Here is a 20,211-nt window from a genome sequence, read left to right as displayed (position 1 = left end):
GCGTAGCGACTGCTGAGCGGTTGCGGCAGCTCGGCCACCAGCCGATAGACCTGTTCTCGCGACGCCGACCGGGTGCTAGTCAGCTCGGCCGCCGTGCTCGATTATCCCTCAGGCCACCCGGTGACCTTGCGGACTTCGGCAATCATTCTGGCGACCAAAGAATGCGGCGCGTCAGCGTTCCAGACCAGCGCCAGCTCCGAGTTCGGGGCATCGACAACAGGCAGCCACCGGATGGAGGACACGGGGATCCAGCGACTCAGGGGCTCCGGCGCCAGCCAGACTCCTTTACCGCGGGCGACCAGCATCAGACAGTCCTCGACCTTCGGCACGACCGGGCCGAGCAACGCTGCGGAGCCGTCCGGGCGAGGATCGGCGATCCAATGACAGAGGTTCTCCTCGGACAGGAAGATGTCCGGGCGGATGATCGGCTCACCTGCCAGCTCCGCAAGCGTCACCGAGCCGCGGTCGGCCAGCCGATGCCCAGGTGGCAGGGCGACGACCCGTGGATCGCTACGCACCGGTGCGTGGTTGAACCGTGCATCGCCGAGCGGTAGCCACATGAATGCGGCGTCGACGTCTCCGGAGATCAACAACTCCCGCTCTTCGGGCGGGGTGCGCACGGTCGTCAACTCGACTTCGAGCCCAGGAACCGCCGCTTCCATCACGTCGGCGACCTCGGTCGCGAACAGCGCGGTCGCGTAAGGGCAGCAGGCCAACCGGAGGCGGCCGAGCCTGCCCCGATCCGTGGCTCGCACCCGCTCGATGAGCTCGCCGAGTTCGGCTGTCACCACGTTGCCGCCGCGCTCGAGTTCGACACCCGCGGGTGTGAGCAGCACTCCCCGTGAGGTGCGGACCAGGAGCGTCACGCCAATCGCTCGTTCGAACTGCTGGATTTGCGTGGACAGCGTCTGCTGACTGATGTGCAGCCGAGCTGACGCGCGGGTGATGTTCAGCTCGCGGGCAACCACCAAAAACGATTGCAGCTGGCGGATATCCAGGTCGATCACGCGATTACCGTAGCCGACCGATGGGTCTGGACGGCAACAGAGAATATCGGTGATAGATACCGGGATCTTCTGTTTCCGCTCATCGGGGTGAGCACAGCAAGCTGGAGGCACTTCACCGACTCCAGAAAGCGACGTTCCCGATGACTCCCGCACCCTCGCCGCATGACCTCGAAGGCAAGGTCGCTTTGGTTGTCGGTGGCAGCCGGAATCAGGGAGCGGCGTGTGCCGAACTTCTGGCGATGCGCGGTGCGGCCACCGTGATCAGCTACGCCCACGGCGAGCATGCCGCGGCCAGGACGCTGGCGGCCCTCGACCGTTACCGGGTAAACGCCGAGGCCATTCGTTCTGATGCGACTCGGTCTGCCGACGTGGACACCCTGTTCGAGGGTGTGGTTTCCCGTCATGGCCGACTGGACATCGTGGTCCACGCGGTCGGGGCGGCGGCGGGAGGCTTGCTGAGCAGCCGCACCGACGACGATTTCGACCGATTGATCGACATCAACGTCCGCAGCGCGTTCAATACCTTGCGCGCCGCCGCCCATCATCTCGCCGACCACGGCCGGTACGTGGCCCTGACCAGCGCGCTGAACCTCAGCGCGCCTGCGGGGTTCGGATTGTTCTCCGCATCGAAGGCGGCGGTCGAACGACTGGTGCAAGCGGGCGCCAACGAGCTGGCGGCACGGGACATCACAGTGAACGCAGTCGCGCCCGGCCCCGTCACCGACTCGTTCGTGCTCGGCACAGACTCGGCGGGGCTCTGGCCGCCACCGGCACGCGGTCGTCTCGGTCAGCCGGAGGACATCGCCTCGGTGGTCGGGTGGCTGGCCAGCGCGGCCGCCGACTGGGTTTCCGGACAGACCATCCGTGTCGACGGTGGCGCGTTCCGCATTGCGGAATAACCCTTAGCGCTCAGTTACTTAACGTTCATGTTCTTGGTTAGGAGATTGACATGATGACCGTTGCCGACTCCACGGCGGTCGCTTCCGCATCCGACCGGGTGCCACTGCGACGATGGTTCGGTGTCGTCGCGGTAGCGCTGGGGACGTTCTCGGTGGTGACCTCGGAGCAGTTGCCGGTAGGCCTACTGACCTCGGTCGGCGGTTCGCTCGACGTCTCCGAGGGAACCGCGGGCTTGATGGTGACTGTGCCCGGTCTGGTCGCTTCGGCGACCGCGCCGATGCTGCCGGTGGCGATCGGGCGATTGGACCGCCGCATTGTCCTGCTCGGCCTCATCACCCTGATGGTCGCGGCCAACGCGCTGTCCGCCGTGGCGCCGAACTTCGGGGTACTGCTGGCCTCACGGTTCCTGGTCGGGATCGCGATCGGTGGCTTCTGGGCGCTGGCCGCCGGGATCGCGGTCCGGATGGTGCCGGAAAGGTTTGTCCCGCAAGCCACCGCGATCGCCTTCGGTGGGGCCACCGCCGCCAACGTGCTCGGCATTCCGGCCGGGACACTGATCGGTGAACTCACCGACTGGCGGATAGCGTTCGGGGTCCTGGGCGGACTCGGTCTCGTGGTGATCGTCGCCTTGCTGTTGTTGCTACCGCAGATGCCTGCCACGGAGCCGGTGCAGCTACGGACCCTCGGTGAACAGTTCCGCAACCCCGTCGTCCGAGCCGGCGTCCTCGTCACCTTCCTGCTGGTGAGCGGACACTACGCCGCCTTCACCTTCGTGAGTCCGATCTTGCAGTCTGTGGTCGGGATCGACAAGACGATGATCGGTCTGGTGTTGCTCGCCTTCGGCGTCGCGGGCATTGCAGGCAACTTCATCACCGGCGCGGCAGCTGGACGCAACATCCGCACCGCCCTCATCACGATCAGCGCCGCGCTTGCTGTTGTCCTGGTGCTCGTCGCCCTGGTCGGCGGCACGCCGATCACGGGTCTGACCCTGTTGATCCTGTGGGGCCTAGCCTTCGGCGGCATCCCGGTGGGTGTGCAGACCTGGATTCTGCGGGCCGCGCCCGGCTCGACCGAGGCCGCGACCGCACTGAACACCGCCATGTTCAATCTGGCCATCGCGTTGGGCGCGTTGTTCGGCGGGATCATCGCCGACAGCGTGGCGCTCACGGCGGTGCTCTGGTTCGGCGCCGGGCTCAGTGCGCTTGCCTCCCTTGCGGTTTGGCGTACGCCGAGCACCCGCCCCTGAAGCGAAGCCTGCCCGAATTTCCGCGGAAACGTGTGGTCCGTCGCGAAAGCCATTGCCGGCGTGGGCCGACTCGCGGGCACGACCGAACTCGGCCAGTGCGACCTGGAGATAGCCGACGGCAACATCAGTGGCGAGCCCCATGCTGCGGGTGGATGCACGGAACTCTTTCGGCAACATCATCATCCGGCACGCCACCGCCGCCTAACGCACCCAGCTTCCATCGACCCCGAGGTGCTCGGCGAGCTGTTCGCCCGAGCGTGACACCAGAGAGAAACGGAACCATGAAAATGCAATCCCCAACCGCCGCACAGGATCGCCCGGAGCTGCAGAAGGCCATCCAGGAGATCGTCGATTCCGGTTTCGCCGGGGTGTCGCTGCGCGTGCACGATGAGCAGGGCGAGTGGGTCGGCAGCGCCGGGGTGCGCGAGCTGGGCGAGACCGAGAAGCCGCCGACCAACGGGCACATCCGGATCGGCAGCAACACCAAGACCTTCACCGCGACCCTGGTCCTGCAACTGGTGGCCGAGGGCAAGATCGCACTGGACACACCAGCGGCCGACTACCTGCCCGAGTTCGGGCTGGACCAGCGGATCACGGTGCGGATGCTGCTACAGCACACCAGCGGGGTGTTCAACTTCACCGGCGAGTATTACCCCGACGGGACGGTCGCGGCGGGGATCGTCTGGTCGGGCAAGGAGTGGGTGGACAACCGGTTCAAGACCTACCGGCCCGAGGAGTTGGTGCGGCTGGCGTTGTCCAAGCCGGCACGGTTCGAGCCGGGGACGGACTGGAGCTATTCCAACACCAACTACGTGCTGGCCAGGCTGCTGATCGAGAAGGTCACCGGCCGCTCGTTGGCCGAGGAGATGCAGCGGCTGATTCTGGGGCCGCTCGGACTGTCGGACACCGTGGCACCGACCACCCAGCCGGAGCTCCCCGAGCCGCACGCCCACGCCTACTACCGGTACGAGGACGCCGGTGAGCAGCAGACGGTCGACGTCACCCGCCAGAACCCTTCCTGGATCTCCAGCGGCGGTGACATGATCTCGACTACCCGCGATCTCCACACGTTCATCTCCGCGCTGATGGGCGGCGAGCTGCTGCCGGCCCCGCTGCTGGCCGAGATGTGCACGCCGGAATCCAAGGTCGGTTACGGCCTGGGGGTGTTCGTGCAGGACGCGGGCCCGAACGGCGGCACCGTCATCTCCCACAACGGCGGCATCGCGGGCCACGCGGCGCTGATGTACAGCACGCCCGACGGCGCCAAGACCCTGACCGCGTCGCTGAACTATGTGGACGACGCCGCAATGTCGCTGGCAGCGGCGTTCCAGAAGGCGACGCAGCGACTCGTCGAGGAGGTGTTCGGCGGCGGGCAGGCCGGGTCGGCCGACGCGGCCTAGCCGGCACAGCCGACGGACTGAACACCACGCCCACTCATGCAACGACGGCAATCCCATGAGAACCGAATCAGCCGCGAAATCGATTGCGCTACAGCCAGGATCACACCAGAACACTCGCCGAACAGGCGTACTGATCACGGCCGGAAACCGTAGCCATCACCACCGGCCAGCAGCAGCTGAGGTTCCAGTTCGCAGCGGTTGGCGTCGATGGCGACCCGAAGCGGGTGCTCATCGAGCCGGTGAGTGGGCAAGGCTATGGCCTTCCCGGTTCGGGCCTCCGAGTTGGTGGCTGTCGAGGATTCCCGCGACGCCTGAGCAACGCCGGTATCGAGATTCGCGAAATTCACCGACTAGGAAAATGCTTGTGTCGCAAGTAATTTGAACAAGCGTCCGCTCTTGCCGTTGCCGGCCTGTCGCACCGCGAAAAGGTTTCGACCACGCGCCGGCAATGCCGCGGCGCGTGGTCGACAGCGTCTCGCTCGGCTAGCCGATCACCGAATTCATGATCGTGCCCGCACTCGTCGCGACGGCACCGCCCGCCATGGCGCTGGCGATCATCTTCGGCGACTGCAGGTTGCCGCCGTTCCACTTCTCCCAGGCGAAGCGGCCGCCGCCGTAGGTGATCGCGGTGATGCCGGACAGTTGGATCATCCAGGTGAAGTAGCGACCCATTTGCAAAAGCTTCTCCGCCATCGGTGGCGCCTCCGGTGTCGGATTGCTGACCTCTGCGAGAACGGTGTCGTGCAGCGCAGCGAGAATCATGCTCACTTTTCAGGCTCCTATCGCATGCCGGGGTGATGCTGCAGAAGGAAGAGTCGGAGGTACTCCGAAACGAGATGCGCCGCCGAGAAATGCCTCGGATCACCGGCGCGGCGGCACTATCTGTGGCCGTCGACGCGGCAGTCGGATGCCATGTCGTGTCCCACTTTCCGCTCGTTTGCTGAAAGAAAACTCCGTGACCTGATCAATTCAACCTCATCAAGATCACCTAGCTGGGGCGACACACCGATTGTACTGTGACTCGCCGCGCAGCGTGCCCCTTTACCGCCCTTGCGGCGACACCCAGGATCCGGAGGCCGTCCAGCGCAATTGCCCCTGCCGGGCGTTCGCCAGGCATATCCTGAGCGGGAAAATTTCGTGGTAGGGAGTCGCTGCACGATGGCGGCTCCGTGGAGGGAGATCGTTATGCCGGACAGCCAGGATCAGACCATTGCCGGATTGCCGACCAAGATCGACACGAGCGTCGCACACGAGGCGCGCGTCTACGATTACTGGCTCGGCGGCAAGGACAATTATCCGGCCGACCGAGCCCTCGGGGACGCGATCGCCTCCCATATCCCCGCCATCTGCAGCATGGCCCGTGCCAATCGGGCTTTTCTCGGCCGAGCAGTGCGCTATCTCGTCGGCGAGGCGGGCATCAACCAGTTCCTCGATATCGGCACCGGCATCCCGACCGCGGGCAATACGCACGAAGTCGCGCAGCGACTCGATCCCGCGGCACGCGTGGTCTATGTCGACAACGACCCCATCGTCCTCGCACACGCCAGAGCACTGATGTCGAGCACACAGGAGGGTAAGACCGCGTTCATCCATGCGGACCTGCACGACCCGACATCCATCCTCGCCGATCCCGCCCGCACCGAGACCCTCGACTTCGACCGCCCGGTCGCGATCATGCTGGTCGCGATCATGATGTATTTCCGCGACACCGACGACCCGCACGAAGTGATCAGCGCCCTGCTCGACGCCGCCCCCTCCGGCAGCTACCTCGTCATCACCCACCCCACCGCCGATTTCGATGCCCGCGCCATGGCCCGTGTGGTGCACTCCGCGCAACAAGCGGGCATCACCTTCCACCCGCGCAGCGGCGCGGAAACCGAGGGACTGTTCGCCGGAACAGAGCTCATCGAACCCGGCGTGGTTCCCGTCGTCACCTGGCGACCGGAACTGACCGGCCACCTACCCACAGGGCTGGCGCAGACACCTGTCGACCCCGAATCCGCCTGGTACTGGGCCGGTATCGGCCGCAAGCCCTGACGTCACGTGCCGTACGCACCTGCGGAACCGACCGGCGGCGGCGCGGCGGAACCGCTGAGCACGGGGAGCGCCTGTACAGCGGCCCCAAGATCGAGCACGGCCTGCGGGTCGCCGAGCGACCGCCCGGTCAGCTCCTCGACACGGCGGATCCGATATCGAACGGTATTGGCGTGCACATACAGGCGGCGGCCGGCTTCGGCGGCCGAACCGCCTGCGGCATACCAGTGTTCGAGTGTTTCGAGCAGCCTGGTCCGCTCCTCACGTGGCAGCGCGAGCAGCGGGCCGAGCCGCAGCGTACAACCGGTGCGTTTGTCCCGACGAACAATCCGGCAACGGTGGCCTTGTCCCCGCACCCATGGGGTCACCGGCCCCGCCGATGCGACGATTTCGGCGTGATCGAGCGTCCGACCACAGCACGACAGGAGCGACACATGTTCACCTACACCAGCGCGGACGGTCTGACCATCCATGTACACAGCTGGACGCCCGACCGGCCGCAGGTACGCGGGATCGTCCAGATCGCGCACGGCATGGGCGAACACGCAGCCCGCTATGCCCACCTCGCCGAAAGGCTGACCGGACACGGCTATGCGGTCTACGCCGCCGACCAACGCGGCCACGGCCTCTCCATCTCCGGCACGCCGGGCGAGCTCGGGCCGGACGGCTGGAATATGTTCGTCGCCGACATGGCGCAACTGACGAAGATTTTGCGCGCGCGGCATCCCGCGGCGCCACTGGTGCTCGTCGCCCACAGCCTCGGCGCCATGGCCGCTCAGCAGTACCTGCTCGACGACGCCGAATTGCTCGACGGCGTAGCCCTTTCCGGAGCCACCGCGGTGGACGGCTTGTTTGCCCGTATCGCGGCCGCGGGCGGCGATCTGCTCGGCCTGTTCAACGCCGAGTTCCAGCCGATCCGCACCGACGCCGACTGGATCAGCCGTGACGAGGCCCGGGTCGACGCGTATGTCGCCGATCCGTGGTGCGGTTTCGCCATCGACGACACCAATATGGCGAGCCTGGCCGCCAACGCGGTGCAACGCCTGGCCCATCCCACAAACATTCCCACGGACCTGCCGGTCTACATCATGGTCGGTGATCGCGATGCACTCAATGCCGGCTTGAAGCTGAGCGACCTTGCGGTGCAACGCTATCGGGACGCAGGGCTGACCGACCTCACCTACCGCATTTATCCCGACGCCCGGCACGAGATCCTCAACGAGCTCAACCGCGACGAGGTCGAAGCAGATCTCGTCGAATGGATCGCACGCGTCACCGGCTGACACCCTCGATTCGGGTCGAGGGCCGACGAGTTCGGCAGGGGAAGCGGGGCGATGACCGCCTCCCTGGCAGTTGCCGACCACGAGTAGTGGCTGTGACACGAAGCACCACCTAATAGGTTGTGCACAACCTAATTGCCCACTATCGTTATGGACATGACCGAGCACCTCACCCTCGACGAGCAGATCTGCTTTCCGCTGTACGCGGCGTCACGGGCGATGACCGCGGTCTACCGCCCACGGCTCGAACGCCTGGGCCTGACCTACCCGCAGTACCTGGTGATGCTGGCACTGTGGGAGCGCGACGACCGCAGCGTCGGCGATCTCTGCGATGCACTCGCCCTCGACTCCGGAACTCTGTCACCGCTGCTCAAGCGGCTGGAGGCGGCAGGGTTGGTGGCACGGCGGCGGTCTGCCGTCGACGAACGTCGCGTCGATGTCCAGCTGACCACGCGTGGCCGCGCGTTGCGGGCCGAGGCCGTCGCGATCCCGGCCGGCATGGCCGAGGCCGCGGGCCTGTCCATGGACGAACTCGCGACACTGCGCGAAATCCTGCGGCGCATGACCGATTCGCTGCTTTCGCATCTCTGAGCTGTCCCATTCCGATCGAAGGAGAACAGGCATGAAGACCCTCTACACCGCTGAGGCACTCGCTACCGGCGACGGGCGCGACGGGCACGCCCGCAGCACCGACGGCAAGATCGATGTGAACCTGTCGATCCCCAAGGAAATGGGCGGCAACGGCGAGGGCACCAATCCCGAACAGCTGTTCGCTGCGGGCTATGCGGCCTGCTTCCACTCGGCACTGCGCCTTGTCGCCAAGCAGACCAACGCGAATGTCGACGACTCCGCGGTCGGCGCGAAGGTGAGCATCGGCCCGAACGAGGCGGGCGGCTTCGAGCTCGCGGTCACCCTCGAGATCTCGCTGCCACACCTGACCACCGACGCGGCGCAGGCGCTGGCCGACAAGGCCCACCAGGTGTGCCCGTACTCCAACGCGACCCGGGGCAATATCGCCGTTGCCGTCGTCGTCGCGGAGGACTGATCATGCGCGCCGTAGTCATCGAGCAGTTCGGCGAACCGAAAGATGTGCTGACCGCCGCACAACGGCCGACACCGGAACCCGGCGCGGGTGAAGTGCGGCTCGAGCTGATCCTCGCACCGATTCATAATCACGATCTGGCTATCGTGCGCGGGGTGTACGGCTACAAGCCGACGCTGCCCGCGATACCGGGCACCGAAGCCGTTGGCCGGATCAACGCGCTCGGACCAGGCGTGACCGGTCTCGAAATCGGTCAGCGTGTCAGCGTTTCCGGCATTCACGCGGCATGGGCCGAGTTCTTCGTCGCCAGGGCCACACAGGTGGTCCCGCTGCCCGATACCGTCTCCGACGAAACCGCCGCACAGCTGCTGGCGATGCCGCTCAGCGCGTTGATGCTGCTGGAAGATCTGCAGGTATCGCCCGGCGATTGGATTGCTGTCAATGCCGCCAACGGCGCGGTCGGCCGTCTGGTGAATGTGCTTGCGCGACAACGGGGCATCCACGTGCTGAATCTGGTGCGGGGGCCCGCGTCGGTGCAGGCGTTGCAGGAGTTGGGTTTCGATCCGATAGTCGACACCGAGACCGATGATTGGGCCGAGCGTGCCGCCGAATCCACGTCGGGCGCACCGATTGTCCGCGCGGTGGACCAGGTCGGCGGACGCGCGGCCGACGCACTGTTGTCGCTGCTCGCGCCGAACGGTGAGCTGATCTCCTTCGGTGCGCTGTCCGGACAGCCGCTGATCATCAATCCGGGCGCGATGATCTTCAAACAGGCTGTGGTCAAGGGCTTTTGGGGTTCCAAGCGGGCCGAGAACACCAGCGCGGACGATATGCGCCGACTGATCGGCGAATTGGTCGGGATGGCGGCAGGCGGCGCTTTGCGCCTGGACGTCGAGGCCGTGTATCCGTTGGAAGCCGCGGCCGATGCGGCGGCGGCCAGCGAAACCCCTGGACGGAGCGCGAAGATCGCACTGTCGCCCGCGCCGGTGTAGCCGCTACCCGACTCGCACCACGACCTTGCCGAAGTTGCGGCCCTCGAGCATGCCGATGAACGCTTCAGGAGCATGCTCGAGGCCGTCGACCAAGTCCTCGCGATAGCGGACCCGACCCTCGGCGATCCAGCCGGACATGTCGCGAAGAAAATCTTTGAACATCTCCTTCACGAACTCGCTCTGGATGAATCCGCGAACGGTGAGGCTCTTGGTCAGAATTCGGCCGTAGAAGCCGGGCAGTCGATCCGGCCCTTCCGGCACACCGGACGCGTTGTAGTTGGCGATGAGACCGCAGACCGGCACGCGCGCATAGGTATTCAGCAGGGGAAAGACCGCATCGGCGACTGCACCCCCGACATTTTCGAAGTAGACATCGATGCCGTCCGGCACGGCTGCCTGTAGTTGCTCCACGAAGTCCGGCGCTCGGTGGTCGATGGCGGCATCGAAGCCGAGCTCGTCGCGCACATACGCACACTTCTGCGGCCCACCGGCTATCCCCACCACCCGCGCGCCCTTGATCCGGGCGATCTGACCGACCGCCGACCCGACCGGCCCGCTCGCGGCGGCGACCACCACCGTCTCCCCCGGCCTCGGCTGACCGATCTTCAACAACCCCGAATACGCCGTGAATCCCGGCATCCCCAGCACGCCGAGCGCCGTCGAGACCGGCACTGCGTCCGGATCCAGCCTGCGTACGCTGCCCGCCAGCGCGACATCATGGGACTGCCAGCCCGAATAGGCCAGCACCACATCACCTTTCGCGAGCGCGGGATCGCACGACTCGATGACCTCGGCGACCGTGCCGCCAACCATCACCCCGCCCACCTCGACCGGCGGCGCATAGGACTTCGCCGCACTCATCCGCCCACGCATGTACGGATCAAGCGACAAGTACAGCGTCCGCAACAGGACCTCGCCCTCGCGCGGGGCCGGCAGTTCCACCGTCTCGGTACGAAAGTTCGCCGGGGTCGGTGCACCCACCGGACGGGACGCAAGCACGATTCTCGTCGATTCGACCATGCCGTTCACCCTAGTGGGACGCAGCCTCGACAGGATCTGTTCAACGCCCACATCAGACCGTCCACATCAGACCGCATGGAGGCGAGACAGCCGCCTGATCGGTACCACCGCGCAGGCCCCCACCCGCGGCTCGGACAGGCCGAGCGAAGGCCGACACAACACCATGCCGGGAGTCGCTCCGTCCAGGCACACGCGGTTTCAGGCCGGGCGGGTGGACAAGCAGCGAGTAATACCGCATGCACGGTGCGACCCTCACACCTTTCGGACAATGACGCCCGCGTCGGTCAGCGCTGCGGTCTCGGCGGCGTCTGCCGACTCATCGGTGACCACCGCGTGCAGGGCGGAGGCCGGGGCGACGAAAGCGAGGGCGGTTCGGGAGAGTTTGGTGGATTCGGCAACGGCAATAACGCGACGCGACGAAGCGATGGCGGCGCGCTTGACGGCCGCATCGTCGAGGTCGTAGGCGGTCAGGCCGTCGGCGGCGGTCAGGCCGCAGCAGCCGAGAACGGCGGTGTCGAAACGCAACGCCGCCAACGACGCGAGAGCCAGCGGGCCGGTCATCGCCAGTTCTCCCGGCCGTGGCTTGCCTCCGGGCACCAACAGGGTCAACATCGGTGCCGCAGTCAGTGCATTCACCGCATGCAGGCGTGGCCAACGACTGGAGCGCGCTGCATCTCCGAGATGCCCTGGCGGCACCCGCCGCCACCGCCGCCCTTGCCTACGGCGCGTTCGCGACCGCGATGACCGTCGGCAGGATGCTCGCCGACCGAGTCGCCGCGCGCTTCGGACCGACGGCCGTCTTGCGGGCCGGCGCATCCGTGGCCGCGCTCGGCCTCGCCGCGGTGGCACTGTCGCCGTGGATTGCGCTGACCCTGGCCGGATGGACGGTGTTCAGCGCCGGACTGTCCGGCTGCATTCCCCAACTCTTCAGCGCGGCAGGCCATGCCGACCGAAATGCTGCCGGCGCCAATGTCGCCCGGGTAGCCGGCCTCGGCTACCTCGGCGTGCTGGCAGGGCCCGCCGTCATCGGTCCTCTGACGCACTTCGTGCCGCTCGGACTTGCTTTCTTCCTACCGGTGGCGTTCTGCCTGATTGCCGCCGCCTCGGCCGGAATCCTGCGGGCCGAGCCCACGGTGGGTGCGCCTCGAACTCATGCACCCATGGCCTCTTTGCAGCGCCACTCCAAGTAACCGACGAACATCCAGTAGTCCTTGAACACCGGGTTGTGGGTGCCGCCGTCGTGGAAGCGCCGGTATAGCTGTTGGATGATGCCCGCAAGCCGGAAGATGCCGTACACCTCGTAGAAGGTCCAATTGTCCACCGGCAGACCGGTTGCGCGCGAGTAGTAGTCGATGATCTCGGCTCGGGTCAGCATGCCGGGCACATGGGTCGGCTGGCGTCGGAGTTGCTGGATGAAGTCGTCGTCATCGGCTTGCACCCAGTAGGTCAGCGTGGCGCCCAGCTCCATCAGCGGGTCGCCGAGGGTGGCCATCTCCCAATCCAGGATGCCGAGCACATCCAGATCGTCATCGAAGACGATGTTGTCGAACCGATAGTCGTTGTGGATCAGGCAGATTCCTACATCGTCGGGCTGATTGGCGGACAACCAAGCCATGACCTCTTCGAAGTCGGGCACGTTCTCGGTGCGCGCCTTGCGGTAGCGATCCGACCAGCCCTCGATCTGCCTGCGCACATACCCGGAGCCCTTGCCGAGGTCGGTCAGCCCGACGGCCTCGACGTCCACCTGGTGCAGCTCGATCAGTTTGTCGATCATGTCGATACACAAGCCGCGCAACGCAGCAGGCCCGAGTTCGAGTTCGGCGGGGATGTCGCGGCGCAGGATGAAGCCCTCGAGCTTTTCCATCACATAGAAGTCCGAGCCGATCACCGACTCGTCGGCACAGAACGCCACCATCGTCGGTACATACGGGAACACCGGCTTCAGACCACTCTGCACGCGGAACTCGCGGTGCATATCGTGCGCCGATGCCGCGCGATGCCCACCCGGCGGCCTGCGCAGGATCAGCTCCCGGTGCGGGTAGGACAGTTGGTAGGTCAAATTCGATGCGCCACCGGGGAATTGGCGCACGATCGGAGTTCCGACCAACCCAGTCACTTGCTTCGAGAGCCAGTCGTGCACGGCCGCGACATCGAAGGCGTCCTCGTCGCGGACCGCGCCCGCGGTGTCGATGAGCTCCTCTTTCATCGGTCGAGCGTCTTGTACTTCGCGAGCTCGATCCGCGAGACGACGCCGAGGTGCACCTCGTCCGGCCCATCTGCCAGCCGCAGCGACCGTGCGCCCGCGAGTGCTCCGGCCAGTGGGAAGTCGTTGGTCAGGCCGCCGGCACCGTGCAATTGGATCGCCATGTCGATCACCTCGTAGGCCATGCTCGGCACCGACGCCTTGATCTGCGAAAGCTCCGAAAGCGCACCGAAAGCGCCCTCGGTGTCCAGCAGCCAGGCGGTGTGCAGGACCTGCAGTCGCGCCTGATTGATCGCGATCCGCGCGCGGGCGATCCGTTCCCGATTTCCGCCGAGGTTGACCAGGGGCTTGCCGAACGCAGTGCGCTCCATAGCGCGCCGGATGCCGATCTCCAGTGCACGTTCGGCGAGCCCGATGGTACGCATGCAGTGGTGGATACGCCCGGGGCCGAGGCGGCCCTGCGCGATCTCGAAACCCTTTCCGAGACCGGCGATCACGTTCTCACGCGGCACGCGCACATTATCGAAACCGACCTCGCCGTGTCCGTAGGGCTCGTCGTGGTAGCCGAACACCTCGAGCATCCGCTCGATTTTCATGCCCGGTGTGCCGACCGGCACGATCACCATGGAGTGCCTGGCATGCCGGTGCGCCTCGGGGTCGGTCAGGCCCATGAAGATCACGAACTTGCAGTTCGGATGGCCGATGCCGGTGGAGAACCATTTATGGCCGTTGATGATGATGTCGCCGCCGTCCGGGACCGCGGTGGCAGCCATGTTGGTGGCGTCGGAGGAGGCTACCTCCGGCTCGGTCATACAGAACGCGGACCGGATCTCCCCCGCCAGCAGCGGATCCAGCCACTCACGCTGCTGGGCCTCGCTACCATAGTGCACCAGCACCTCGGCGTTGCCGGTGTCGGGCGCATTGCAGTTGAAGACTTCCGGGGCGATGAGATGGCGTCCCATCAACTCGGCCAGCGGCGCGTACTCCACATTGCTGAGCCCCGCGCCCTGTCCGGTCGCCTCGGAGTACGTCTTGGGCAGGAAAAAGTTCCAGAGACCCTGTTCGCGCGCCTTGGTCTTCAGCTCCTCGATAACAGGAAGGACCACCCACGGGTTGTCCAACTCCCGCAACGTCCGCAGATACTGCTCCTCGACCGGCTCGATCTCCTTGGCGATGAAGTCGGCCACCTTGCCGTGATACTCGGCCGCGCGCGGCGATGCTGCGAAGTCCATGATCCGACACTATGCACTTACTGACCGCTGTTCAATAGCCCGTACGAGGCCCGGTCAGCCACGGGCGGTGTGGGGAGGTGAACCCCTGACGAGCCCACGCTGTCCCGGCATAAGGTTTCCACTATGATGAGCAATCCGTTCTTCGAGCGCAGCACGCTTCCCTACCAGTTGCCTCCGTTCGCCGAGATCGGCGAGGAGCACTACCTGCCTGCGTTCGAGTGCGGCATGGTGGAGCAACTGGCCGAGATCGCCGCCATCACGTCCCTCGATGCGGAGCCCACGTTCGTCGATACCGTGGTTGCGCTGGAGCGTTCGGGGGAATTGCTCACCAGGGTGGCCAACGTCTTCTTCAATATCGCAAGCTCGGACTCCAGCGCGGGCACCGACACGATCGAGGCCGAGATGTCTCCGAAGCTGGCCGCGCACCGCGACGCCATCTATCTCGACCCCGCGCTCTTCGCCCGGATCGAATCGCTGTATCGACGGCGCGACGAACTCGGCCTTGACGCCGAGGAACTGCGGCTGCTCGAGCAGTACCACATCCGGTTCGTCCGGGCGGGCGCCCGACTGGATGCCGCGGGACAGGTCCGTTTGCGTGAGCTCAACGCCGAACTTGCTGCGGCGGCAACCGAATTCGGGCAGAACAACTTGGCCGCCACCAATGCAGCGGCGCTGGTCGTCGAGACCGCGGAAGAATTGGCCGGGCTCGGGCCTGTGGCGGTGGCCGCCGCGGCCGAGAACGCCCGTTCACTCGGACGCGAGGGGGCGTGGGCGTTGAGCCTGCAGAACTTCTCCAACCAATCGGTGCTCGCCGAACTGGCCGACCGGGACGTGCGGCAGCGGGTGATGACGGCCTCGCTGGGTCGCGGTGTCGGCGAGGACGGCAGCAACGGCCGCGTCGCCGTCCGGATCGCCGCCCTGCGGGCCGAGCGCGCGGCACTGCTCGGCTACTCCGACCACGCGGCGTATGCGGTCGAGGACCAGACCGCGAAGACCCCCGAGGCGGTCGAGGAGATGCTGGGCCGGTTGGTTCCGCCCGCGGTGGTCAACGCGGAGCGGGAGGCGGGCGAGTTGGTGACCGCGATGCTGGCCCGGGGTGCCGAACCCGAACTGCGCTCATGGGACTGGCAGTTCTGGTCGGAAAAGGTTCGGGCCGAACGGTTCTCGGTGGACGCCGAGGCGCTGCGCCCCTACTTCGAGCTCGATCGGGTGTTGCGCGACGGTGTGTTCTTCGCCGCCGAGCAGGTCTACGGGATCACCCTGCGCGAACGCACGGATTTGATCGGCTACCGCCCGGAGGTCCGAGTCTTCGAGGTATTCGACGCGGACGGCACCGCACTCGGCCTGTTCCTCGGCGACTTCTTCGCCCGGCCGTCCAAGCGCGGCGGAGCCTGGATGAACGAACTCGTCAGCCAATCTCGGCTCCTGGGAACACAGCCGGTGGTGGTCAACAACCTCAACATCGTGAAACCACCCGCGGGCGAGCCCGCGCTGCTCACCTGGGACAACGTCAGGACCCTCTTCCACGAGTTCGGCCACGCACTGCACGGACTGTTCTCCGACGTGCACTACCCGTTCTTCTCCGGCACCGAAGTACCGCGCGACTTCGTGGAGTTCCCGTCACAAGTGAACGAAATGTGGATGGCTCGCCCGGAAATACTGGCCAACTATGCCAAGCACATCGACACCGGCGAACCGATGCCCACCGAACTCGTCGAACGCATGGCGGCGGCAGAACGATTCGGCGAAGGCTTCCGCACCGTCGAGTATCTCGGCGCGGCACTGCTGGACTGGACATGGCACCGCGCGCCCGGACCCGATGCGCTGGCGGGCGTGGACGCCGAAACCTTCGAGGAGGAAGCGCTCCGCAAAGCGGGCCTCGCAATGGAGACGATCCCACCGCGATACCGGACAGGCTACTTCGCACACATCTTCTCGGGCGGTTACGCGGCAGGCTACTACTCCTACATCTGGAGCGAAGTGCTCGACGCGGACACCGTCGAGTGGTTCAACGACGGTGCCGCCTCGACCCGAGACAAAGGCGAGGCGTTCCGTCGCGAACTGCTCTCCCGCGGCGGGTCGGTCGACCCGCTCGAGGCATTCGTGTCCTTCCGGGGCCGCGCACCGGAGATCGAGCCACTCCTGGTTCGACGGGGACTGGTCGATTGAGAGGGCCTCGTGCCGCAGCACCCGCTAGGCGCTCGACATAGCAAAGCAATTGGACGTCACTACCCGTGGGTGCGGGACCGATTCGGGCTTCTGGCAAGCGGATTCGCCGAGATGGTTTCCGCCACCGAGCCCGCGACGCCGGCGAACCAACTCATGCTCGTGATGGAGGGCGTTCAAGCCGCCGTGCAGCCTTCGGTGCGACCGGACCGAACACCCGCGCCCGCGGACTGGTCGAGGCCATGCTCCCCCGCTGAGGCACGGGTGGATCGGCGGCCTCGGTCGCCGATCGGGGCAGGTCGACCGGCCGCAAATATCTTCCGGTCCTTCGATACAGATCCGGACGACCCCTGGCTACGAATGCGATAGAAACCAATCGCTAGCCAGAATGAGGAGATTCATGGGCTTACATCATCACCGGACTCCGCTCCGTCCGTTCGCTGCCCGCGCGGCTTCGTTCTTCGTCGTCGGCGCACTTCCCCTGTCCCTCGCCGTGATCGGCGCGGCTCCCGCCAGCGCCGATCGGCAATCGCCCGCCGGTGCGGCGATCGTGCAGACGCCGTACGGACAGGCGACCATCGGTGATCCCCTCGCGTTCGCCACAGGGTCGTTCGCTGCCCCCGGCACGAGCGCACTCGTCGCGACACCCGTTGCCGATACCGTCGATCCGGCGGCGCCACCTGCGCCGGATGGCACCGCTCCCGCTCAGCCGGTGGCACCGGCCGAGGCATTGAACAACCGCATCCGTATCGGCGACGTCGAGATCGACCGACCCGAGTGGCTGAATTCCGAGCAAGGTCAGCAGATCAACGATGCGGCCGCGGGCACGCAAGCCGCCTTGGCGCAGGGCCTCACTTCGTCGGGAATCGAGCCTGCGCATTCTGATCGAATCGCTGGGCACGTTATCGGGAGTACCGCGGTCGGCACTGCGGTCGGAGCCAGCGCCGGCTCCATGATCGCCAGTCCGATCGCCTTCAGCGGTGCGATCATCGGTGCACTCGCGGGCGCCGTCGCCGGGCTGCCGTTCGCGCCGGCAGGCCTCTTCGTCGTACCAGTAATAGGTGCTGCGATAGGCTACGCAATGGTAGCGGCGCCCTTCATTGCAATCGGCGCGGCCGTCGGAGCGGTGGCCGGCGCGGGCGTCGGCGCAGTCATCGGCGCCGTAGACCCGCAACCGGCCCCCGGCTCAGAGCCGGCAGCCCTGGCCTGATGCATTGCCGCCACCCGACTCGACGAGTGGCGGACCAGATCGTGACCGGCACGAACACCGCAGTCCTGCAATGGTGTTCGTGCCGGTTGCGGTTAGATCAGATTCCCTTCGTCGCACAGGCTCGCCGAGCGCCACGACGGCACGGGACGGTCCGAACCCGGGTTGAAAGCCCAATCGCGTTCATCGACTTCTCTTTTCGGGCGTCCGTTCCCATCGACCGATCTGGCACGAGCCGACGAAGCACCGGCGGCTAATACTCACGTAGTCAGATAGTAGATTCACTGCCGTCGAGCAGACCGAACGAGAGCTTGCATCCATTCGTTTCCGAACTCGGGCGCTACTCCCGGCGTTCACGCTTTCTCGTCACCGGCGGCCACGATGGCGCGTAGTCCGCGTAGCACTTGTTCCGCGTCGGGCGCACGCGACGGATCGACGAGATGCTGGACCATCACCCCGGTGATCAAGGCGAGTTCCACCGAACCCGCTTCGCGAGTGTCAGCACCGGCACGTGACACAAAGCCGCCGAGCGTCTCGCGGGCAGACTCCTGGCCATCGGACAACTGAGCACGCAGGTCGTCGGAACGGATGGCCTGCACAGCCAACTCCAGGTTCGCGGTCCACATTGCGCGATTGTCGGCGAAGGATTCGATCAGCGCGTCCCAGATGAGACGAATCCGTTGGGCGGGTGCGGCATCGGCCGGTACGAGCTGCCGAATCTCCTCCATCGCATCGCCGGACATCGCCAGCATCGCAATGTTGAGCAGGGCTTCCTTCGAACCGAAGTGGTAGCCGATCGAGGCAAGGTTGGCACCGGAGGCCGCCACGATATCGCGGGCCGTTGTGCGAGCGTAGCCACGCTCGATGAGGCAGCGCTTGGCGCCCTCCAGCAGATCCTCGCGGTGTCCCATCCCGCAATCCTAGCCGCCCCTATGACGAGCGTTTCACACAAACGTCACAAACATATGTTCTATACAAATGTATAGAACATATGTACTGTCGAGGCCGTACCGATCCGACCGACCGAAGGGGTCCCATGACCGACAACCGTTATGTCCGAGGCAATTTCGCGCCCGTGACCGAAGAGGTCACGGTCCACGACCTGCCGGTGACCGGTCGAATACCACCGGAACTGAACGGCCGGTACCTCCGCATCGGCCCGAATCCGCTCGGCCTCGAAGACGCTTCGGCCCACATTTGGACGCTGGGCGAAGGCATGGTCCACGGGGTGCGGCTGCGTGATGGCCGCGCCGAGTGGTATCGAAACCGTTGGGTGCGTTCGACTTCGGTAGCCGACCGGCTCGGCGAGCCGCGCCGCGGCATACCCGTGGACGATCAGCTGGATTTCGCACCCAACGTCCAGGTCGCCGGCCACGGCGCTCGCACCTATGCCCTCCTCGAGGGCGGCATCCGCCCGTATGAACTCACCTACGAGCTCGACACCGTCGGCCCCTCCCACCTGGGCGCCACTCCGGAAGGCTTCGCCGCCAACGCCCACAGCAAATACGAGCCGAGCACCGGACTACTGCACGCACTGACGTTCCGTTACGGCGCGGACTTCGTGCAGCACATCGAGATCGGCCGCACCGGCGAGGTCCAGCAGGTGACCAACATTTCGACCCCGTCCATGCCGTATATGCACGACTTCGCGCTCACCGAAAACTATGTGCTCATCTACGAATCACCCTTGGTCTTCACGATGGACAGAATCGGAACCGGCGTGCCCTTCGCCTGGAACCCGGCACTCGGGTCCCGGATCGGCGTGCTGCGCCGTTCCGGTGGTGCTGTTCGCTGGCTCGAGCTGGCACCTGGCAGTGTCGGTCACACCCTCAACGCCTTCGAGGACGACGGGTCGATCGTCGTCGACGTGATCGTGCATCCGAACGAGTACGAGCTGACCAATATCGGCGGTAGCCGTCCAGTGCTGGAACGCTGGACCGTCGACCTGGCGATCGGGAAAGTGCGCCAGGACCTTCTGCACGACCGCCCACAAGATTTCCCGCGCATGAACGGCCGCTTCGCCGGACACCCGTATCGGTACGGGTATTCCGCGGTGACCGAGCTCTACGCCACTCCGAGCACGATCGATGCCGACCGTCCGGACGAGGGATTCAGCAACGCACTGCTCAAACATGATCTACGCGACGGCACCACCGAAGCACACGAATTCGGTCGCGACGGTGCCGTCGGCGAGACCGTCTTCGTTCCCGCCGCCGACTCGAGTGCAGAAGACGACGGCTACACCATGGCCTACGTCCACGACCCCGATCGCGCTGCTTCCGACCTCGTCATCCTTGCCGCGCAAGACTTCACCGGTGATCCGGTCGCCCGCATCCACCTGCCCACCCGCGTGCCGCTGGGACTCCACGGCAACTGGATTCCCGACTTGTGACAGACCACCCGACTACGCCGAACGCACCGCCGATCAACCGTTCATCCGGGTGATGGCCTCGGGCCCACCACCGTCACACGCCATCTGGTG

At 65.9% G+C, this 20,211-nt stretch carries 21 protein-coding genes; 12 read left to right on the top strand and 9 right to left on the bottom strand.

Translation table 11 applies throughout. The features are described from left to right. Window positions 1-101: 101 nt before the first annotated feature. Window positions 102-1,007, bottom strand: coding sequence for a LysR family transcriptional regulator (locus tag OHA42_RS20240; RefSeq protein ID WP_406229453.1), 906 nt, complete (start codon window positions 1,005-1,007; stop codon window positions 102-104). Window positions 1,008-1,147: 140 nt separating this feature from the next. On the opposite strand from OHA42_RS20240, the gene OHA42_RS20235 reads away from it, so the two are divergent. The 3 genes from OHA42_RS20235 to OHA42_RS20225 all read left to right on the top strand — a co-directional run bounded on the left by OHA42_RS20235 (window position 1,148) and on the right by OHA42_RS20225 (window position 4,553). Continuing rightward, window positions 1,148-1,906 carry an SDR family oxidoreductase gene (locus OHA42_RS20235; protein ID WP_406229452.1) on the top strand — a complete coding sequence of 253 codons (759 nt, stop codon included), beginning with the start codon at window positions 1,148-1,150 and terminating at the stop codon, window positions 1,904-1,906. Window positions 1,907-1,956: 50 nt separating this feature from the next. Then, entirely contained in the window at window positions 1,957-3,153 is a 1,197-nt protein-coding gene (locus tag OHA42_RS20230) for an MFS transporter (RefSeq protein ID WP_406229451.1), read from the top strand. A 287-nt stretch (window positions 3,154-3,440) separates the two neighbouring features. Beyond that, a complete protein-coding gene (locus OHA42_RS20225) occupies window positions 3,441-4,553 on the top strand; it encodes a serine hydrolase domain-containing protein (RefSeq protein WP_406229450.1) in 1,113 nt (370 codons plus the stop codon). Between the two features lie 134 nt (window positions 4,554-4,687). Here OHA42_RS20225 and OHA42_RS20220 read toward each other — a convergent pair whose 3' ends face one another. After that, window positions 4,688-4,900, bottom strand: coding sequence for a hypothetical protein (locus tag OHA42_RS20220; RefSeq protein ID WP_406229449.1), 213 nt, complete (start codon window positions 4,898-4,900; stop codon window positions 4,688-4,690). 136 nt (window positions 4,901-5,036) lie between these two features. Further along, window positions 5,037-5,315 carry a hypothetical protein gene (locus OHA42_RS20215; protein WP_406239483.1) on the bottom strand — a complete coding sequence of 93 codons (279 nt, stop codon included), beginning with the start codon at window positions 5,313-5,315 and terminating at the stop codon, window positions 5,037-5,039. Window positions 5,316-5,738: 423 nt separating this feature from the next. Between OHA42_RS20215 and OHA42_RS20210 the strand changes: the two genes are divergently transcribed. Beyond that, complete coding sequence (locus tag OHA42_RS20210; protein ID WP_406229448.1) at window positions 5,739-6,590, top strand: SAM-dependent methyltransferase; 852 nt, start codon at window positions 5,739-5,741, stop codon at window positions 6,588-6,590. Between the two features lie 2 nt (window positions 6,591-6,592). On the opposite strand, the gene OHA42_RS20205 is transcribed toward OHA42_RS20210, so the two are convergent. Then, a complete protein-coding gene (locus OHA42_RS20205) occupies window positions 6,593-7,021 on the bottom strand; it encodes a helix-turn-helix domain-containing protein (RefSeq protein WP_406229447.1) in 429 nt (142 codons plus the stop codon). Here OHA42_RS20205 and OHA42_RS20200 point away from each other — a divergent pair, their 5' ends adjacent. From OHA42_RS20200 to OHA42_RS20185, 4 genes are all read left to right on the top strand, one after another. Continuing rightward, complete coding sequence (locus OHA42_RS20200; RefSeq protein WP_406229446.1) at window positions 7,022-7,870, top strand: alpha/beta fold hydrolase; 849 nt, start codon at window positions 7,022-7,024, stop codon at window positions 7,868-7,870. It begins immediately after the preceding gene. A 153-nt stretch (window positions 7,871-8,023) separates the two neighbouring features. Next, window positions 8,024-8,458, top strand: coding sequence for a MarR family winged helix-turn-helix transcriptional regulator (locus tag OHA42_RS20195; protein ID WP_406229445.1), 435 nt, complete (start codon window positions 8,024-8,026; stop codon window positions 8,456-8,458). Window positions 8,459-8,489: 31 nt separating this feature from the next. Then, window positions 8,490-8,912 (top strand): organic hydroperoxide resistance protein, encoded by a 423-nt coding sequence (locus tag OHA42_RS20190; protein ID WP_328399753.1) that lies wholly within the window; start codon window positions 8,490-8,492, stop codon window positions 8,910-8,912. A gap of 2 nt (window positions 8,913-8,914) precedes the next feature. After that, on the top strand, window positions 8,915-9,901 hold the full coding sequence (locus OHA42_RS20185; protein WP_406229444.1) for a zinc-binding dehydrogenase: 987 nt from the start codon (window positions 8,915-8,917) through the stop codon (window positions 9,899-9,901). Window positions 9,902-9,904: 3 nt separating this feature from the next. Here OHA42_RS20185 and OHA42_RS20180 read toward each other — a convergent pair whose 3' ends face one another. After that, on the bottom strand, window positions 9,905-10,921 hold the full coding sequence (locus OHA42_RS20180) for an NADP-dependent oxidoreductase (protein WP_406229443.1): 1,017 nt from the start codon (window positions 10,919-10,921) through the stop codon (window positions 9,905-9,907). A gap of 252 nt (window positions 10,922-11,173) precedes the next feature. Then, the gene (locus OHA42_RS20175) at window positions 11,174-11,557 is read right to left on the bottom strand and encodes a hypothetical protein (RefSeq protein ID WP_406229442.1); all 384 of its coding nucleotides are present in this window, start codon (window positions 11,555-11,557) and stop codon (window positions 11,174-11,176) included. An 11-nt stretch (window positions 11,558-11,568) separates the two neighbouring features. Between OHA42_RS20175 and OHA42_RS20170 the strand changes: the two genes are divergently transcribed. Next, window positions 11,569-12,111, top strand: coding sequence for a hypothetical protein (locus OHA42_RS20170; RefSeq protein WP_406229441.1), 543 nt, complete (start codon window positions 11,569-11,571; stop codon window positions 12,109-12,111). Here OHA42_RS20170 and OHA42_RS20165 read toward each other — a convergent pair. Both OHA42_RS20165 and OHA42_RS20160 read right to left on the bottom strand, forming a co-directional pair. Next, window positions 12,072-13,127: a phosphotransferase family protein gene (locus OHA42_RS20165; protein WP_406229440.1), complete on the bottom strand. Its 1,056-nt coding sequence runs from the start codon at window positions 13,125-13,127 to the stop codon at window positions 12,072-12,074. The two genes, OHA42_RS20170 and OHA42_RS20165, sit on opposite strands and share 40 nt — an antisense overlap. Then, the gene (locus tag OHA42_RS20160; RefSeq protein WP_406229439.1) at window positions 13,124-14,356 is read right to left on the bottom strand and encodes an acyl-CoA dehydrogenase family protein; all 1,233 of its coding nucleotides are present in this window, start codon (window positions 14,354-14,356) and stop codon (window positions 13,124-13,126) included. Before OHA42_RS20160 ends, OHA42_RS20165 begins: the two co-directional genes overlap by 4 nt. Before the next feature lie 123 nt (window positions 14,357-14,479). On the opposite strand from OHA42_RS20160, the gene OHA42_RS20155 reads away from it, so the two are divergent. Both OHA42_RS20155 and OHA42_RS20150 read left to right on the top strand, forming a co-directional pair. After that, window positions 14,480-16,525: a M3 family metallopeptidase gene (locus OHA42_RS20155; RefSeq protein WP_406229438.1), complete on the top strand. Its 2,046-nt coding sequence runs from the start codon at window positions 14,480-14,482 to the stop codon at window positions 16,523-16,525. A gap of 397 nt (window positions 16,526-16,922) precedes the next feature. Continuing rightward, window positions 16,923-17,732: a hypothetical protein gene (locus OHA42_RS20150; protein ID WP_406229437.1), complete on the top strand. Its 810-nt coding sequence runs from the start codon at window positions 16,923-16,925 to the stop codon at window positions 17,730-17,732. 350 nt (window positions 17,733-18,082) lie between these two features. Here OHA42_RS20150 and OHA42_RS20145 read toward each other — a convergent pair whose 3' ends face one another. Beyond that, on the bottom strand, window positions 18,083-18,640 hold the full coding sequence (locus tag OHA42_RS20145) for a TetR/AcrR family transcriptional regulator (RefSeq protein ID WP_406229436.1): 558 nt from the start codon (window positions 18,638-18,640) through the stop codon (window positions 18,083-18,085). A gap of 125 nt (window positions 18,641-18,765) precedes the next feature. Between OHA42_RS20145 and OHA42_RS20140 the strand changes: the two genes are divergently transcribed. Further along, a complete protein-coding gene (locus OHA42_RS20140) occupies window positions 18,766-20,121 on the top strand; it encodes a carotenoid oxygenase family protein (protein ID WP_406229435.1) in 1,356 nt (451 codons plus the stop codon). The last annotated feature ends 90 nt before the right edge of the window (window positions 20,122-20,211 follow it).

This window comes from Nocardia sp. NBC_01009 (genome assembly GCF_045208035.1).
GTDB lineage: Bacteria > Actinomycetota > Actinomycetes > Mycobacteriales > Mycobacteriaceae > Nocardia.
This window is presented reverse-complemented; position numbering and strand designations above follow the sequence as displayed.

Bases quoted from the DNA above. Each gene is read 5' to 3' on its own strand.
- OHA42_RS20190 (WP_328399753.1), top strand. From the start codon at position 8,490: ATGAAGACCCTCTACACCGCTGAGGCACTCGCTACCGGCGACGGGCGC.
- OHA42_RS20235 (WP_406229452.1), top strand. From the start codon at position 1,148: ATGACTCCCGCACCCTCGCCGCATGACCTCGAAGGCAAGGTCGCTTTG.
- OHA42_RS20150 (WP_406229437.1), top strand. From the start codon at position 16,923: ATGGGCTTACATCATCACCGGACTCCGCTCCGTCCGTTCGCTGCCCGC.
- OHA42_RS20195 (WP_406229445.1), top strand. From the start codon at position 8,024: ATGACCGAGCACCTCACCCTCGACGAGCAGATCTGCTTTCCGCTGTAC.
- OHA42_RS20160 (WP_406229439.1), bottom strand. From the start codon at position 14,356: ATGGACTTCGCAGCATCGCCGCGCGCGGCCGAGTATCACGGCAAGGTG.
- OHA42_RS20180 (WP_406229443.1), bottom strand. From the start codon at position 10,921: ATGGTCGAATCGACGAGAATCGTGCTTGCGTCCCGTCCGGTGGGTGCA.
- OHA42_RS20215 (WP_406239483.1), bottom strand. From the start codon at position 5,315: ATGATTCTCGCTGCGCTGCACGACACCGTTCTCGCAGAGGTCAGCAAT.
- OHA42_RS20225 (WP_406229450.1), top strand. From the start codon at position 3,441: ATGCAATCCCCAACCGCCGCACAGGATCGCCCGGAGCTGCAGAAGGCC.
- OHA42_RS20185 (WP_406229444.1), top strand. From the start codon at position 8,915: ATGCGCGCCGTAGTCATCGAGCAGTTCGGCGAACCGAAAGATGTGCTG.
- OHA42_RS20140 (WP_406229435.1), top strand. From the start codon at position 18,766: ATGACCGACAACCGTTATGTCCGAGGCAATTTCGCGCCCGTGACCGAA.
- OHA42_RS20230 (WP_406229451.1), top strand. From the start codon at position 1,957: ATGATGACCGTTGCCGACTCCACGGCGGTCGCTTCCGCATCCGACCGG.
- OHA42_RS20165 (WP_406229440.1), bottom strand. From the start codon at position 13,127: ATGAAAGAGGAGCTCATCGACACCGCGGGCGCGGTCCGCGACGAGGAC.
- OHA42_RS20145 (WP_406229436.1), bottom strand. From the start codon at position 18,640: ATGGGACACCGCGAGGATCTGCTGGAGGGCGCCAAGCGCTGCCTCATC.
- OHA42_RS20210 (WP_406229448.1), top strand. From the start codon at position 5,739: ATGCCGGACAGCCAGGATCAGACCATTGCCGGATTGCCGACCAAGATC.
- OHA42_RS20200 (WP_406229446.1), top strand. From the start codon at position 7,022: ATGTTCACCTACACCAGCGCGGACGGTCTGACCATCCATGTACACAGC.
- OHA42_RS20155 (WP_406229438.1), top strand. From the start codon at position 14,480: ATGATGAGCAATCCGTTCTTCGAGCGCAGCACGCTTCCCTACCAGTTG.